Origin of the sequence: Thermococcus alcaliphilus, assembly GCF_024054535.1 — an archaeon.
In the GTDB taxonomy this organism is placed as follows: Archaea; Methanobacteriota_B; Thermococci; order Thermococcales; family Thermococcaceae; genus Thermococcus_A; species Thermococcus_A alcaliphilus.
The window spans coordinates 1-15,042 of the sequence record NZ_JAMXLV010000024.1; the positions used below are offsets into that span (position 1 = coordinate 1).

Sequence of the window (15,042 nt, forward strand, 5' to 3'; positions counted from 1 at the left end):
TGGAAAAGAGTTCATAGGTTTGTTTTTCTGTTTGCTTTTTGGTATAATTTTGTCAGAATTCATTCTAGGTTTGGTGGACCTCCGGGTGATGTTACTGAATGGCTTCAGGAGGTGATACCCCAGTTATCCTAACAGTATCATCTCTAATCTCACAAGTCACAAAAAGAGTAAACTTTAATTATTTCAACCAGCAAATATCCCCCTCGGTGATACTAGATGGGCTCTCCTATCGAGGAATTTATGAGAGAGATTGAGTTAAAGGAGCAAATTCGAGAGAGTGCAAAGAAACTTGCGAGTCTGTCATTTAAAGATGCTCTTTCATTTGCAATCAACTGTGAAAAGGAAGCAACAAAGTTATACATGTATCTTTACAAGAATTTAGAAAGAGATTACCAAAAAGAGAATTTCAAAAAATTTGTCGAAACTGAACGCTTCCATGATAAAAAAGTTGAAGAAATATTCAAAACACTCTTTCCAAATGAGCGCCCAAAGCCCGTAGACCTCAAAGCATGGGAAGAATTATTCAAGAAGAAACTGAAAACCGTAAAAGACTATCTGGACATCCTTGAAATTGCCATGGAGATTGAAAAACTTGCGGAGGAGGTATATTTAACACTAAAAGAACATTCTGAAAATCTTGAATACAAAAAGATATTCATGGAGTTTGCAAATGACGAGAAAGAACATTATATGTTCGTTGTAGAAGAATATGAGTTCTACAGAAGATTTAAAGCTGAAGAAGCCCTAAAAGAATTGATTAAAGACCTCTATAAGGAGAAAAACAAAGAAACCTAAAAAATAGAAAATCAAAGGTACTCCCAGACACCGTAGCCCTTGAAGTTGTGCACTATCGTTTTTGTCGTCGTAAGCTGCTCGACAGAGTAGCCTATGCCTTCTCTTCCCACACCGCTGTCCTTCATGCCGCCAAATGGGTAGTAGCCTATGCCATGCCTCGGGTACTCGTTGATGAAGACACTCCCAACTTCAAGCTTCCTCGCGACCTTCCTTGCCCTCCTCTCGCACTCGCTGAAAACAGAGGCATCTAATCCAAAGCGGGAGGAATTCGCTATATCAACTGCTTCGTCTTCATCCTTGACTTTGATAATCAGAGTTAGCGGGCCAAAGACGTCCTCTTGAAAAGCTCTAAGCTCTTTAACCTTCTCTTTGTCCACTTCAAGGAGTATTGGCCATACATAGTTGCCCTCTCTTTTGAATTCGGTCAAAGGCTTCGCTCCCTTCTCTATGGCGTCTTTGTAGACTTCCTCAATATAATCCGCAGAATGTTTGTCAATAAGGGGCCCCATTACAGCGTTTTCATCCTCCAGCGGGTTTTTGGGTTCTATCTCTTTCAGCTTTTCAAGAATCTTCGCCTTCAGTTCCTCATAGATTTCCTCCTGAGCGAGTATAAGCCTTATTGCATCACACCTCTGGCCAGAATAGCTCACCATACCCTTAATGATTTTTTCACTCGCAAGCTCAAGGTCTGCATCATCCAAAACTATGGCAGGATCCTTGCCCCCAAGCTCAAGATGGTAAGCTTTTATTCCACCGGTTCTTATTATGTGCTCCCCAACCTCTGTACTGCCAGTGAAGGTTATAGCCCTTATACGCTTGTCCTTTACCACATCATGCATAAATCTTCCAGGTATTGTTAAGAGAGCAAAGCTCTCCTTAGGAAAGCCCGCAAGTTCTAAGACCCTAATAAATAGAAGTGCCGCGAGAGGATCTACAGATGCAGGTTTTAACAGCACTGCATTTCCACTGAAAAGGGCGGGTATTACTTTTGTTGCGGAGATAAACAGGGGATAATTGAAGGGACTTATTGCCAAGATAACTCCATATGGTTCTCTCTTTACTATTCCCTCACTTTCGAGGGTCTCTTCACTCCAGTCTCCGGGGATGTAATCACCAAGCATTCTCCTTGACTCAAAAGTAGTTTTTTCGAGCCTTTCAATGGTGGCTTTTGTTTCCCCAGTTGCATTGCTTTTCGGCTTGCCAGCATCAAGGATCAAAACTCTCACAAAGTCCTCAAATGCTTCCCTCATCAACTGTGCCGCCTTCAAAAAGCTTTCTATTCTCTTTTCCCCAGGATAATTTCTTATTTCCTCTCTTCCTTTTTCATAAACCGTGGAGAGAATTTCCTCGGTTTGTTCTTTGCTAAGTCTTGAAACCCTTGCTATAGTCCTGCCATCTATGGGACTTTTAACCTCAGAGAAACTTTCTCCAAAAACCCACTCTCCAGCGGCGTAGGTTTTAAATTCAGGGACACCATCTTCGCCAATTCTGTATATCTCATCAAAAATTTTGTTACGGACAAGTTTGTCCATTTGTAATCACCAATATATACTATTGCACACACCTATAAAAGGTTTTATCTAACCAAACTGAAATTTTATCTCCCAAAAACTTTCCAAGGAACGAATCACCAAAGTTCCGAAAACGTTAATAACTTTAACGAGAATATATAACCGGTGGTTTCTATGAAGATAACGGATAAGGAAGTTTTTGAAATTGCCGTAAATGCCGAAATAAAAGCAAAAGAGGCATACGAAAAGATGGCTTCGCTTGTAAAGAGCGATATTATTAGAGATGAGCTCCTGTTTCTGGCTAAGGAAGAAGATAAACACAGACAAATAGTAGAGAAAATGGCCGAGAAGTTTAAGGAGAGCGAAGAAGAACCAAAACAGATCGAAATTGAAATAATGGGAGAGTTCAAAGTTATTGCAGAAAAAATGAGTGAAGCCATTAAAAAACCAGATATCAACCTTGACGAAGTTTACGAGATAGCCATGGAGGCTGAACTCGTGAGTGAAAAACTTTACAACGAACTTGCAAAGTATGCAGCAAATGAAAAAACCAAAGTTCTGCTCAACATGCTTGCCGATATGGAGAGACAACACTTTAACATCCTTAAGAAGCACTATGACTACATGATGCAGTATCCCGATGTTTATAAAGAGGAGCTCTACGACCAGCTCATGAAAGACATAAACTTCAATTTCTGACGCTTTTTAACCTTCTTTTCTTGTTGTATAGAAAAGAGTAAGTAGAACTCTCTTCAATCCCTCACATCCTTGAAACTGAGTACAGCAGGCTAACCCCAAAGAGTCCGCTGAGCGAGAGCAGAATCAAAGGGCCCGCAACTTCCTTCCCAAATCCCATACTTGCCCAGTGGATGTAGAAGGCTATGGCTAGAAGGCTCTGGACTATGAAGACGAGGGAGACTCCAAAGAGCCGCTTCCCCAACTTTGTATTCTTCATTCCCAAGTAGTTTCTAAGGAGCATGAGAGCTAAGACCAGCTCGATTAACACTATGAATATATTAACTTTCCAATAAAGCCCTATCACTTTCTGTTCACCTCTACTAAGTTTTCAATTTCATTCCAACTCTCCTCCACCTTCTCGGAAGGGATGTAAATGGCCCCATAGTCTTCGCCAACCTTTTCCACGATGCCGTGTTCGAGCATGAGCTCAAGGTGGTACTTTACCGTGCGGTAGTTGAGGTTAAGCTCTTTGGCAATTTGGTATACGTTGGAAGGCTTCCTCTTGATTAACTTAAGAATTTTAATCCTTGTTCCACCACCTTTTGACCCCACCAGCAACCAGAGAAGGATGTTCCTGAGGCTTCTGTCCATGTTCAGTATTTGGTGCTCACTCCTAATAAAATTAACCTAAAAATAAATTAAAGGAAGGATCACGGGAAGTTGAAGGGGTTCACAACGAACCACACGTCCTTGACTCCCTGGCCCTTAAGGTCTCCCCTCTTCTTGTCCATGAAGAAGTAGTAAAGCGGGTAGCCCCTGAATGTTGTTTGCTTCATTCCGTCTTCCCTCGTGATTTCCCCAAAGTCACCAGCTATGACCGAAGGCGCCACTGGGTTCTCGCGGTAGAATGCTGGCCATTTTTGGGCACAGTCCCCGTAGCAGACACTCATATTGGCGTTGTCTTTGACGAAGTAGTACAGCGTCATCCCCATGTCGTCGACTAGATAAGTCCCGACGCTATCCTGGTAGGCTATCATTACGTCGTAGTCCCTCATCACGTACCAGACGTGCTTGACGTCCTCACCATTCGTGTCTCCAGCTTTCTCGTCCATGAAGAAGTAGTACAGCGGCCATCCTTTGTATGCGAGCTGTTTACTGCCGTCTTCCCTCGTTATGTATGTGAAGTCGCTCGGGCTGAGCGTTGAGGGTGCTGAGACTTCCTCCGGCGCAAAGACGGGCCACTTCTGGGCACAGTCGCCGTAGCATACGCTTGTGCCGTTTACGTCCTTGGCGAAGTAGTAGAGTGCCATTCCGCTCGGATCAACGAAATAAGTGCCTATCCCTTCTTTGTAGGCTATCATGAGCGTATAGTCGGGCTTCATGACGAACCAGACGCCCTTAACGCCCTCACCGTTCGTGTCTCCAGCTTTTTCATCCTTGAAGAAATAATACAACGGCCATCCCTTGTAAGCTAGCTGCTTGCTCCCATCGTCGCGCGTTATCACCGAGAAGTCCTCTTTGTCGAGCCCGGGCGGGAGGTTCAGCTCTTCCTCGTAAAAGACTGGCCACTTTTGTGCACAATCGCCATAGCAGGCACTTTTGCCCGAGTTAGGGACGTCTTTGGCGAAGTAGTAGAGCGCTCTCCCCTCTTTGTCCACGAGGTAATACCCCACGCCATCTTTGTATGCGATGTTTACAGTGTAGACCATTCCCTCAAGTTCACTTACCCTCTTCTCGTACTCGTTTATCTGCTCTTTTAGGTCGCTTACCTGTTTTTCATAGTCACTTATCTGCCCTTCGTACTGGCTAACTTTCTCCTGAAGGTCACTGACCTGGTTTTCGAGGCTTTTCACCTGCTCCTGGAGGGCGTTGTACTCTTCTTGGCTCACCCCTTTGGGCGCAAGCCCGTATCCGGCGAGGGTCCCAATGAGGAGCCCCACCAAAAGGAATCCCAAAACTTTTACGTCCATTTTCAACATCTCCCTTGTTATATAACAATATGTTGCCATAATATAAAAGTATTCTTTACTATTGACACAAAAATTAGGTATAAATTGGGTATGAATGTTACATAAATGGAAAATCTTAAATAATTTAAAGATTAAAATACAATGTAGGTGACGTTGGATGGAAAATTTGAAAAAACTCAGTTTTGTTGTTTTGTTCTTTGTTGGAGTAGTGTTTCTAAGCGGTTGCACCGGGGGCGGGGGCTACGGGACTCCTTCCACAACCCAAACGACTCAAAGTGAAATCCCCATCCAGCTCGGAGAATGGAATGCCGATGGCATCATCGGTGAGAACGAGTACGCCCATGAGCTCTCCCTCGCCGGAGGAAAACTCACCGTTTACTGGAGAAACGACGACACTTATCTTTACATGGCCCTTAAGGGGCAGACTAGTGGTTGGGTGGCAATAGGTTTTGAGCCCACTGACAAGATGAAAGATGCAGACATGGTTTTTGGGTGGGTTGAAAACGGGGAAGTGAAGATTATAGATGCTTATTCCACCGGAACCTATGGTCCGCATCCACCAGACGAGCAGCTCGGGGGAAGTAGTGATATTCTTGAGTATGCCGGGAAAGAGGAGAACGGCTATACTGTGATAGAGTTCAAAAGGAAACTCAACACGGGCGATCAGTACGATAAGGCCTTTACTCCCGGGCAAAAAATAAGCTTCATCTTTGCTCTAGCCGATGCGGATGACTTCACGACCAAGCACAACATAGCGAGGGGTTATGGGGAGCTACAGCTCGACGGGTGATTTTAGTGGAGCCGTTCCAGATACACGCAGTGGTGCAGACTACTGCACTCCTTTTCTTTCTCTTGGGAATTTACTACGCCAGGAGGCATAAACGAAGGTGGCATCATTTCTTTGTGTACTCCGCTGTGGGATTGCTGACAATTGGTGTGGCCTACATGCTATACATCGTCGGAGGCGTGCCCTCAATCCATGGAAAATTTGGGCTTTTTGTATACTTATACGTCCTCTTTGCGGCTATGAGCGGGAGGCTGTTCTGGGGGAGGAAGATAAAGAGAAATACACACAAGCTAATAGCGCTCTCTGCAGTTTTGCTCTTATCCCTTCAAATACTGCTTGCACTTTATCTATATGTCCTCTAACTCTCTTTTTTCAGCACAACGAACTCTTTGTAATCCATGAGCTTTTTGAAGCCCTTTTTAAGATAGTATGAGTAAGCCTCAAGATGCGGAAAGGTTATCACATATGCTTCTTTTCCGAGCTCCCTAAGCCTTTCAACTGCAAATTCCAAAAGCTTTGAGCCATAGCCTTTTCCTTTGTAGGCTGGGTCGACCATGAAGAACTCGATAAGACCAGTCTTTTTGCCTTTTATCTCCTCCGGCACCCACCATGCTTCTTTGCCTTCGAAGTTGTACACTAGAGCAACGGTACCTATTAGTCTTCCATCCTCGTTGCGAAGAACATAGAGCTCATCAAACTCATCCCTAAGCCTGAACTCAAGAAAAGGCTCATAAACTCTTTTAAATCCTTCAAAATCATCAGGGGATGGTTTGTTTTCTACCCACTCCAATGCAGGGTAAGCTCCATTTGTTCCTTGGTAGACTCTGAAGACAAATCTAAGGAGTTCATCCTTGAGGAAGAGCGGATTTTCAATTTTTACAATCTTCATGGCATATCCCAGAAATTTTTACTCTGCTTTCCTTAAAAAGCCTTGCGAGAAAAGTTTATGAATTAGGCTGCCCTAATAATTTTGGTGATCGCATGAGCTACCTCGATATTAAAGTTACAGATGAAGAAGGGAAAGAGGCTCCCTTGAGGGAGTTTGTGAAAGGAAAGTGGACTGTGCTGTATTTTTATCCCAAGGACAACACTCCTGGCTGTACAACGGAGGCAAAGGAGTTCTCTGAGCTTATTGAAGAATTTGAAAGGCTTGGAGTTCAAGTTATAGGCGTTTCCAGGGATTCCCCAGAGAGTCACAGAAAATTCAAAGAGAAGCATGGACTAAAGGTGAAGCTTCTCAGTGACCCAAGTGGCGAGCTCCACAAAGCTCTTGGAGCTTGGGGAAAGAAGAAACTATATGGTAAAGAATATGAGGGGATTATTAGGAGCACCTTCATCCTTAGCCCAGAGGGGGAAATAGCTTGGAAGAAGATAAAAGTTAGAGCCAAAGGACACGCGAAAGAAGTGCTTGAAGAAATCAAAAAGTTAATATCTCCAGAAAACCAAATTTAAATCGGTGATAGGATGAAGGAAATCAACGCACTCGCACTCGCTTTAGAAGTTGAAAAGGCAGAACTCAGGTTTTACATCGAGATGGCCAAGAGGGCAAAGGATGAAAGGGCGAAAAAAATGTTCCTTTTTTTGGCTGGAGAAGAGGCTGAACACTGGGATGTTTTTGAGAAGAAGTTTGTAGAAAAGCTCCTTCAAAAACCAGAAATGCCCCAGGTTGACGAGGAACTTTTGGAAAAGCTTACCCCGAAGTATGAGGGAGAGCTTAGCGAGGTTAAAGCTGTAGAGTTGGGGATGGAGCAGGAAAAGCTTACGTGGGAGTTTTATGAAAAAGCGGCGGAAGAAGCCGAGGATGAAAACGTTAGGAAAATCTTTAACGAGCTGGCAAAAGTTGAGAAGGCACACTATGAGCTTTTGAAAGCACAGTACGACTCGGTCATGAAGACGGGCATATGGATGGATTATCAGGACTTTAGCCTTGAGGTTGATTGAAGAGGAAGAGCTTCATCTGCCCTTAATTAGAACGTTAACAAGCTTTACTTCTTTTCTTAGCTTTTCTTTAATCAGTTCGATAATCTCCGGATCGGTAAGATCGACTATTTCACCATTTTCAATCAAATTCACATGAGGTTCCGTGTTGATCTCAATCCGGGTCTCTCCTTCAACGGAAAAAACCTCTATGAGGCCAAGTTCTTTTAAAGCCATGACATTAGAGTACAAGGTAGAGAAGCTCATGGTGGGGAACTCTTCTTTGATCTTCTTGAAAACTTCGCTGAGGGAAGGGTGAGAAGGGCCTAGTTCATCTATTACCTCAAGTAACTTAAGTCTCTGGGGAGTAAGCTTGTATCCATTTTCCCTTAGCACTCCAACCGCTTTTTCTTTCCACATGTTTTTGAGTATGCACTGCACTTTATAAGCTTTCCTAATTAGAAATTATTTCTAAATAGAAAAGCTTATTAAGAAAAAATACATACTAAAATTGGTGAAACCCATGTCGGAACACAATAGGAGATTAATTGAAAGGGCAGGAATAGATGTAGAGAAATTGCTAGAACTTCTCGTTAAAGCGGCTGCAGCAGAGTTCACAACATATTACTACTACACCATACTTAGAAACCATGCAACAGGTCTAGAAGGAGAAGCCATTAAGGAGATAATTGAAGATGCAAGGCTTGAAGATAGAAACCATTTTGAAGCCCTTGTACCGAGGATATACGAGCTCGGAGGGGATCTACCAAAGGACATTAGAGAATTTGCCGATCTAGCCTCTTGTAGAGATGCCTATCTGCCAGAAGAGCCCACTATCGAAAACCTTCTAAAGGTTCTTCTTGAAGCTGAGAGGTGTGCCGTTGGGGTTTATACGGAGATATGCAACTACACACTCGGAAAGGATCCAAGAACCTATGACCTTGCACTTGCTATTCTGCATGAGGAAATAGAACATGAAGCATGGTTTGAAGAGCTCTTAACTGGAAAGCCGAGCGGCCACTTCAGGAGGGGGAAACCCGGGGAAAGCCCATACGTCTCAAAGTTTTTGAGAACGAAGTGAGTTTTGAATTAACATCCTTTTTATTTTCTTTGGAAAACCTTATTAACATGAAAGTCGAACATTAAAATGGTGATTTGAGTGTTGGCAATAAACCCAACTCTGATAAATAGGGATAAGCCCTATTCTAAGGAAGAGCTTATGGAAGCCCTAAGGCTGGCAACCATAGCCGAGCTCGATGCTGTAAACTTGTATGAACAGATGGCAAGATTTACGGAGGATGAAAGGTTCAAAAAGGTCTTCTTGGACGTTGCAAGAGAAGAAAAGGCACACGTGGGGGAGTTCATGGCTCTTCTGCTAAGCTTAGACCCAGAGCAGATTAGTGAACTTAAGGATGGATTTGAGGAGGTTGAGGAGTTAACAGGAATTAAAACCGAACTCAACTCTCAGGAGGAGAATGAAATGGAAGAAAATGGATATCTCAAGGTTTTAAGGGAAGCCCTTCTCGATGCAATTGAAAAGGGGAGAACGTTAACTCATTCACTTCCAAAAACAAAAATAACTGGCCAATCATTTAGAGTGGACATCATAAGCTTCGAGGATGGCGTGAAAGTAGTTAAACAGGAGTACAGGCCAATCCCAATGCTCACAAAGAAGTTCTACGTTGGACTGAGAGAGCTTAACGATGGAACTTACGATCCAGCTATAGCTGTGAAAGCTGGAGAATTGCTTGTCAAAGACGAGGAAAACCTGATAATAAATGAGATACTTTCAACTGGAGGGATAAAAAGATTAAAGCTCGGCCCATGGGAAAACACAGAAGAGGCATTAGATGAACTTATGAATGCTCTCCAAGAAGCATCAAAGGCCTCTGCAGGTCCTTTTGGAGTAATAATCCATCCAAAGAGATATGCCAAGCTCTTGAGAGTTCACGAGAAGGGTGGAAGAATGCTCATAGAGGTTTTGAAAGGGGTATTCAAAGGTGGTATCCTAGTTACCCCAAGCATCGACGAAAACAAAGTAATCGTGTTCGCAAACACCCCAGCAGTTCTTGACGTTGTCATCGGCCAGGATGCAGATCTAAAAGAGCTCGGACCAGAAGGGGAAGAAGTAGCGTTTTTAGCAAGTGAAGCCCTAGCAGTAAGGATAAAGAGCCCAGAGGCAATTGTAGTCCTCGAATGACCCCCTTCTTATTTTTTGGAGGAAACTTAATGGAAAAGAACGCCCAAAAAGATATTAAAAAGACAAAGAACAGCCTCAAAAGGCTCCTAAAAGAATTACCAACAGAGGAACTTTTATCACTTTATTTTGATTTTATTCTTCAAGAAAAATTGTTAAAAGAGCTCCCTAAAGCAGAAATGGAAATAGAGAGAGTTTTGGGAAAGTTTTGGAGCGACAGTGTTGTGGAGAACGTTGAGGTGTATAATCTCGGCGGAATGTGTTATAAAGAAAAGGTTCCAGCAGTCAGAATGGGAAGAGAGGAGCTTGCAGAGAGAAGAACCCTTTTTTATGCGGAACCCTTTCCAGAGAACCTTCCCAAAGAAAAGAAAGCTACTGTTAAAGATATAGTGTTCAGATTAATTGAGGTCAACAACGCGGAACTTGAAGTTTTTGAAAAATTAAAATCAAAATCTCCCTTAGAAGACGTGATTTTCAAACTAATTAGGGAGAGTTTACTTCAGCATTCGAGACTTTTAAAGGAGTTGCTGGCTCTTCTCTGACGCTATAATGGGAAAGGTATATAACTTTCAAATACCATATTATGAACTGGTGATTCCTATGGTCGAACCTCTTGTTAAAAAGGCTGCCGAAGTTGAGGATAAGGCAGCCAAAAGCTATACCGAAGGACTGGCAAAGATTAGGGGACAGGGGTTGAAGTACACCGATACAGAGGCGGTTGTGACAAGAATAGCCGTCGATACAATTATACACAAACACTTAATGAAAGCAATCCTTGAGGCCCAGAAAGAGCTTGAGAAATTTAGAAAAGGTTATGAACACGTGAAAGAACCAGGGGAAATAGAACCTTCCAAAGAACAGGCTCTTCTTGTGAAAAGGTTTGCCGAGATGCACTTAGATATTGAGAAAGACATGATAGAAACATACAAAAAGATGGCAGAAAAGATGACCCATCCGCTCTTCAAAGGGCTCGCTGAGGCCCTTGTTAAAAATGAGGAAGAACACCACAGACTTTTGGCTGAGCTTATAGCGAAGTATAAAGAATGAGGCAAACAAAACGTCTTCCCTTTTTCAGCTTTTTTAGACTCTAGGCTCTCATTTTAGCTACTCATATTGACTCAAAGCCTTCAAGGCTAAAAGCGCTATTCCCAGAGATGCTCAACATACTTCGTTCGAAGGACTGGCTAATAATGCTCTAAGGGAGAAAATTTTAAGTACAACAAACACAAATTATTAAAGAGGTGATTGGAATGGTTGTCCTTGAGAAGCCGCTCCCCTACGTGGGAGTGAAGCCTGTTCAGGTGATAACTGCGATAGCAGTACTCATAGTGGGCTACATCGTGGCAAAGATCGTCGTCAGCATGTTCAAGAAGGGCCTGAAGAAGACGAAGCTCCCGGAGCTCGTCGTTGAGTTCCTCGGGAGGTTCCTAAGTGCCCTCCTCTACGTTGCAGTGATACTGCTGGCAGTTAGAGCGTTAGGCGTCGAAGTCGGTTCAGTAGTTCTCGGCCTGTCGGCGGTCATAGGCTTGATCTTGGGCTTCGGCATGCAGGACACGCTAACAAACCTGGCAGCCGGCGTCTGGATTGCCGCTTTAAGGCCAATTGACATGGGTGAGGTCGTTGAGGTAGCTGGAAAGGTCGGTAAGGTCAACGTCGTCGGCATAATGAGCACCGAGCTTTTAACAGGTGACAACGTGCTCATAACGATCCCCAATAAGCTCGTCTGGGGCAACGTAATAACCAACTACACCAGGATGCCCACGAGGAGGGTCGACGTCAACGTCGGCGTCGCCTACGGAACGGACCTCGACAAGGCCATTAAGATCGCCATGGACCTCATGCAGAACCACCCGAAGGTTCTCAAAGACCCAGCTCCGACGGTGGTTATAACAGAGCTCGCAGACTCGTCAATAAACCTCCAGCTCAGGGCTTGGGCTAAGACCGAAGACTACTGGGCGGTCAAGGGAGACATCACCAAGGGCATCTACGAGGCCTATGTGAAAGAAGGAATAGAGATACCATTCCCACAGATGGACGTTCACATAAAAGAAATGCCAAAGTGAGCTAAAAACTCCTCTGCTATCTCTTGCTCTTCTCTTTCTTCGAAGTCAAACTTTCTGTTGAGTTCTCTCATAGTTTCAACGCTGATTTTTTCTTCAAGCCTCTTTAGTGTAGTAACAGCTTTTTCAGGTAAGTCTTTGCCGATTATGATCGCCTCATAAACCGGAATTGCCTTTTTGTCGTCCTCAAGTGTCCTCAGATTAAACACTATTACTCTTGCGTCGGTCGTAAAGGCAGTGATCACATCTACTTCGCCCTTCGATATGGCCTCGTACATCTCCCGGGGCATAAGGGGCTTTATCTCCCTGAACTCAAGGCCGTAAACAGCCTTTAGCCTCGGCAGACCGTCGGGCCTCTCGACGTAGGGAGCAGGACAGGCGAAGGTAAGGCTTTTCGATATCCTCGCGAGATCGCTTATGGTTCTAAGGTTATTCTCTTCGGCGAATTCCTCTCTTACAGCCAAGGCAAAATCATTCCGAAAGCCGAGCCTCGCAACTACTTCTATTCCCTTCCCTTTGAACCCCTCCCTGACGGCCTCAAAGACCTTCTCCTCGTCCCACTCCTCCATGGGCGGGAGCTTAAGAAGGGCGTTGTAGGCCGTTCCGGTGTACTCGACGTAGAGGTTTATCTCTCCCATCTCAAGCGCCTCAAAGTTTGCCTCCAGCCTCGGTTCGCTTACCCTCACCTCGTACTCAAACCCTTCCATCTGGAGGAGCTTACCAATGATATGGGCGAGGATCTTCTGCTCGTTGAAGGGCTTTGCCCCTATGACAACCTTCATTCAAGCACCCCCTATGCCCTTTGGAGTAATTCTTTTTTCGATGTAGGAAAAGCTAACGTCAATAAACACCGCCATCAGTATGGCTGGAATCGAACCCGCGAGGATTTTGTCCGTGTTAAAGCTAGCTAAACCCTCAAAAACTAAACTTCCCAGCCCTCCGGAACCAATTATTGCGGTTAATATCGCTATCGAGTTTGCCAGAACGGCGGCAAACTTTATGCCTGCAAACATGGCCGGATAAGCATGTGGAAAGCGTACGTACCTTATGATTTCCCATTCCGTAAGCCCAATACCCCTAGCAGCGTCTATCATTGCTTCATCCACCTCGCTGAGACCAACATAAGTATTCTTCACTATAGGGAGGAGTGCCCGAAGGAATATTGCAAAAACCGCAGGGGTAAACCCTATTCCAAGGAGAGGAACCACTATCGCAACAACAGCAAAGCTCGGTATCGCTTGCACGAGGTTGGCGAAGCCCATTATAAATGAGGCTAACCTTTTGCTCTTGAGTGAGAGTATGGCTAGAGGTATTCCAACGGCTATGCTCAGGAAGAGAGAAGCATAAGTCAAAACGAGGTGCTCCCCAAAGACTCCAAGAACCCTCTCAACGCCTACCATAGCGATCCCTCAGATAGCGTTCTATTAATGCAGCAACTCCATCGAGTATTAATGCCAGAATCCCAACCCACAAACCTGTGACGATAATTATGTCCCTGTCGTAGAGGTGTATGCCCGTCTGTATCGGAGCCCCAAGGCCACCAGCCGCTATCAGGCCGCCAAGTGTAACGACGCCCATGGTAAAAACAACAGCTATTCTTACGCCGGCCGCTATTAAAGGTAAGGCCAAGGGAAAGCGCACCTTTATGAGCATCTCCCGCTCGTTGAGGCCTATCGCTTCGGCCACCTCGATGTAGCTCCTCTCAACGCTCGTCAGCCCCGTGTAGGTGTTTCTAGCTATGGGAAGGATGGAGTAGATGACCGAGGCCGCTATCGTTGGCCTCTCCCCGAGGCCAAGAATGGGCAGGAGGAGAACGAGGAGTGCGAGCGTTGGCACGGTCTCCAGGATGTTGAGGACGTTGAACACTATTGGAGTCAACTTTGGCCGCCTGTAGAGGTAAAGGCCGAGGAGAACGCCGATAACGATCGATAAGGCCAGGGCTATCCCGAACATGCGGAGGTGCTCAAGCGTCCTTTGGGTGAGGTTCTGGCTCTCCCATACCCATCTAATGTCCATTAAAGACCCTCACAAGAGCTTTAAAAGAACTTCATTAGCAAGTAAAATGCCAACGGGCTTTTCCCTCTCAACTACAACTCCAAGAAAGGCATTCCTGCGTTTCATCTCAGCCAAGGCGGAAGCGAGTGAATCATCGGGAGAAAATACAAGGGGCTCCATAAGAGCTTCCTCTAAATCCTGCGACTTTAAGAGAGATTTTAAATCCGTAACCCCTTTAAGTGCTCCTTTTTCCACTATAACTGCAAATTCGATGTTTTTATCTTTCATCCACTGGAGTAACTCGTCCTTTTTCTTCACTTCCACTGTGTATCTCTCAACGTCCACCATGAGGTCTTTCACCTTCAGGGTGTCGAGATGCTTGAACTTCTTGTCCGCATTAACTAACTTAGCAACGAACTCATCCGCTGGATTAAGCACTAGCTCGTCAGGATACCCCACCTGAACGAGCTTTCCTTTTCTCATTATCGCTATTCTATCGCCGAGCTTGAAGGCCTCCTCTATGTCGTGGGTTACAAAAACAATAGTCCTTCCAAGAACTTCTTTTATTCTCAAAAACTCCTCCTGGAGTTGCTTTCTCAAAATAGGGTCTAAAGCCCCAAAGGGCTCGTCCATAAGGAGGAGGGGAGGGTTCAAAGCCAAGGCCCTTGCGAGGCCAACCCTCTGCTGTTGACCACCACTTAGCTGGTGAGGATAACGAGTGGCGAAGTCTTCAGGAAGAGCTACGAGGTGCAAGAGCTCTTTAACCCTCTTATCAATCTCTTCCTCACTCCAGCCCTCCAGTTTCAAAAGAAGTCCTATGTTATCTCTCACGGTCATGTGGGGGAAGAGTCCTATCTGCTGGATAACATAACCAATGCTCCTCCTAAGCTTTACAACATCAAACTCCTTAATGTTTCGCCCGTTGATAAAGATCTCACCCTCATCTGGCTCAATAAGGCGGTTTATAGTTCGCAGAAGAGTTGTTTTTCCAGAACCGCTTGGCCCTATGAGTATTAAAAGTTCACCGCCTATGATCTCAAGATTGACATGATCAACAGCCGTGAAATCCCCGTATCTTTTTGTAACATCTCTGAGCTCGACGGTCTCTATTCTGTTGAAGAGCATTTCAATC

21 protein-coding genes and 1 pseudogene are annotated in these 15,042 nt (G+C 44.7%); 12 read left to right on the top strand and 10 right to left on the bottom strand.

Features of this window, described 5'->3' with window-relative positions; all coding sequences use genetic code 11:
• Positions 1 to 132: pseudogene (locus tag NF859_RS09625) on the top strand (IS6 family transposase); the annotation flags it as partial.
• 84 nt (positions 133 to 216) lie between these two features.
• Positions 217 to 795, top strand: coding sequence for a ferritin-like domain-containing protein (locus NF859_RS09630; RefSeq protein WP_252744055.1), 579 nt, complete (start codon positions 217 to 219; stop codon positions 793 to 795).
• An 11-nt stretch (positions 796 to 806) separates the two neighbouring features.
• Here the strand turns inward: NF859_RS09630 and gapN are convergent, their stop codons facing one another.
• On the bottom strand, positions 807 to 2,327 hold the full coding sequence (gene gapN, locus NF859_RS09635) for an NADP-dependent glyceraldehyde-3-phosphate dehydrogenase (protein ID WP_252744056.1): 1,521 nt from the start codon (positions 2,325 to 2,327) through the stop codon (positions 807 to 809).
• A 153-nt stretch (positions 2,328 to 2,480) separates the two neighbouring features.
• Between gapN and NF859_RS09640 the strand changes: the two genes are divergently transcribed.
• The gene (locus NF859_RS09640) at positions 2,481 to 3,005 is read left to right on the top strand and encodes a ferritin-like domain-containing protein (protein ID WP_004068496.1); all 525 of its coding nucleotides are present in this window, start codon (positions 2,481 to 2,483) and stop codon (positions 3,003 to 3,005) included.
• A 61-nt stretch (positions 3,006 to 3,066) separates the two neighbouring features.
• On the opposite strand, the gene NF859_RS09645 is transcribed toward NF859_RS09640, so the two are convergent.
• Genes NF859_RS09645 through NF859_RS09655 form a run of 3 tightly spaced genes read right to left on the bottom strand, consistent with a single transcriptional unit; the run spans position 3,067 to position 4,954 of the window.
• A complete protein-coding gene (locus NF859_RS09645) occupies positions 3,067 to 3,348 on the bottom strand; it encodes a hypothetical protein (RefSeq protein WP_252744057.1) in 282 nt (93 codons plus the stop codon).
• Entirely contained in the window at positions 3,345 to 3,635 is a 291-nt protein-coding gene (locus tag NF859_RS09650) for an ArsR/SmtB family transcription factor (RefSeq protein WP_252744058.1), read from the bottom strand. Before NF859_RS09650 ends, NF859_RS09645 begins: the two co-directional genes overlap by 4 nt.
• 59 nt (positions 3,636 to 3,694) lie before the next feature.
• A complete protein-coding gene (locus NF859_RS09655; RefSeq protein ID WP_252744059.1) occupies positions 3,695 to 4,954 on the bottom strand; it encodes a hypothetical protein in 1,260 nt (419 codons plus the stop codon).
• Between the two features lie 157 nt (positions 4,955 to 5,111).
• On the opposite strand from NF859_RS09655, the gene NF859_RS09660 reads away from it, so the two are divergent.
• Positions 5,112 to 5,744, top strand: coding sequence for a DOMON domain-containing protein (locus NF859_RS09660; protein ID WP_252744060.1), 633 nt, complete (start codon positions 5,112 to 5,114; stop codon positions 5,742 to 5,744).
• 5 nt (positions 5,745 to 5,749) lie between these two features.
• Positions 5,750 to 6,103, top strand: a complete 354-nt coding sequence (locus tag NF859_RS09665) for a hypothetical protein (RefSeq protein ID WP_252744061.1) — start codon at positions 5,750 to 5,752, stop codon at positions 6,101 to 6,103.
• On the opposite strand, the gene NF859_RS09670 is transcribed toward NF859_RS09665, so the two are convergent.
• Positions 6,100 to 6,630, bottom strand: a complete 531-nt coding sequence (locus NF859_RS09670) for a GNAT family N-acetyltransferase (protein ID WP_252744062.1) — start codon at positions 6,628 to 6,630, stop codon at positions 6,100 to 6,102. The genes NF859_RS09665 and NF859_RS09670 overlap by 4 nt on opposite strands.
• Before the next feature lie 92 nt (positions 6,631 to 6,722).
• On the opposite strand from NF859_RS09670, the gene NF859_RS09675 reads away from it, so the two are divergent.
• Together NF859_RS09675 and NF859_RS09680 are read left to right on the top strand one after the other, a co-directional pair.
• Positions 6,723 to 7,193, top strand: coding sequence for a peroxiredoxin (locus NF859_RS09675; protein WP_252744063.1), 471 nt, complete (start codon positions 6,723 to 6,725; stop codon positions 7,191 to 7,193).
• 12 nt (positions 7,194 to 7,205) lie between these two features.
• Positions 7,206 to 7,682: a ferritin family protein gene (locus NF859_RS09680; protein WP_087036421.1), complete on the top strand. Its 477-nt coding sequence runs from the start codon at positions 7,206 to 7,208 to the stop codon at positions 7,680 to 7,682.
• A gap of 12 nt (positions 7,683 to 7,694) precedes the next feature.
• Here the strand turns inward: NF859_RS09680 and NF859_RS09685 are convergent, their stop codons facing one another.
• The gene (locus tag NF859_RS09685; protein WP_252744064.1) at positions 7,695 to 8,078 is read right to left on the bottom strand and encodes a Fur family transcriptional regulator; all 384 of its coding nucleotides are present in this window, start codon (positions 8,076 to 8,078) and stop codon (positions 7,695 to 7,697) included.
• A 103-nt stretch (positions 8,079 to 8,181) separates the two neighbouring features.
• Between NF859_RS09685 and dps the strand changes: the two genes are divergently transcribed.
• From dps to NF859_RS09715, 5 genes are all read left to right on the top strand, one after another.
• Complete coding sequence (dps, locus tag NF859_RS09690) at positions 8,182 to 8,739, top strand: DNA protection during starvation protein (RefSeq protein WP_252744210.1); 558 nt, start codon at positions 8,182 to 8,184, stop codon at positions 8,737 to 8,739.
• 78 nt (positions 8,740 to 8,817) lie between these two features.
• Entirely contained in the window at positions 8,818 to 9,858 is a 1,041-nt protein-coding gene (locus NF859_RS09700) for an encapsulin (protein WP_353936098.1), read from the top strand.
• A gap of 176 nt (positions 9,859 to 10,034) precedes the next feature.
• Complete coding sequence (locus tag NF859_RS09705; protein ID WP_252744065.1) at positions 10,035 to 10,397, top strand: hypothetical protein; 363 nt, start codon at positions 10,035 to 10,037, stop codon at positions 10,395 to 10,397.
• 58 nt (positions 10,398 to 10,455) lie between these two features.
• Entirely contained in the window at positions 10,456 to 10,902 is a 447-nt protein-coding gene (locus tag NF859_RS09710; protein WP_252744212.1) for a ferritin family protein, read from the top strand.
• A gap of 203 nt (positions 10,903 to 11,105) precedes the next feature.
• Positions 11,106 to 11,918: a mechanosensitive ion channel family protein gene (locus NF859_RS09715; protein WP_252744066.1), complete on the top strand. Its 813-nt coding sequence runs from the start codon at positions 11,106 to 11,108 to the stop codon at positions 11,916 to 11,918.
• Here the strand turns inward: NF859_RS09715 and NF859_RS09720 are convergent.
• The 4 genes from NF859_RS09720 to NF859_RS09735 are packed head-to-tail and all read right to left on the bottom strand — an operon-like array spanning position 11,894 to position 15,035.
• Complete coding sequence (locus NF859_RS09720; RefSeq protein WP_252744067.1) at positions 11,894 to 12,697, bottom strand: glycine betaine ABC transporter substrate-binding protein; 804 nt, start codon at positions 12,695 to 12,697, stop codon at positions 11,894 to 11,896. The genes NF859_RS09715 and NF859_RS09720 overlap by 25 nt on opposite strands.
• Positions 12,698 to 13,315 (bottom strand): ABC transporter permease, encoded by a 618-nt coding sequence (locus tag NF859_RS09725; RefSeq protein WP_252744068.1) that lies wholly within the window; start codon positions 13,313 to 13,315, stop codon positions 12,698 to 12,700.
• Positions 13,302 to 13,931 carry an ABC transporter permease gene (locus NF859_RS09730; RefSeq protein ID WP_252744069.1) on the bottom strand — a complete coding sequence of 210 codons (630 nt, stop codon included), beginning with the start codon at positions 13,929 to 13,931 and terminating at the stop codon, positions 13,302 to 13,304. The genes NF859_RS09725 and NF859_RS09730 overlap by 14 nt, the downstream gene beginning before the upstream one ends.
• 9 nt (positions 13,932 to 13,940) lie before the next feature.
• Complete coding sequence (locus tag NF859_RS09735; protein WP_252744070.1) at positions 13,941 to 15,035, bottom strand: betaine/proline/choline family ABC transporter ATP-binding protein; 1,095 nt, start codon at positions 15,033 to 15,035, stop codon at positions 13,941 to 13,943.
• Between the last annotated feature and the right edge of the window lie 7 nt (positions 15,036 to 15,042).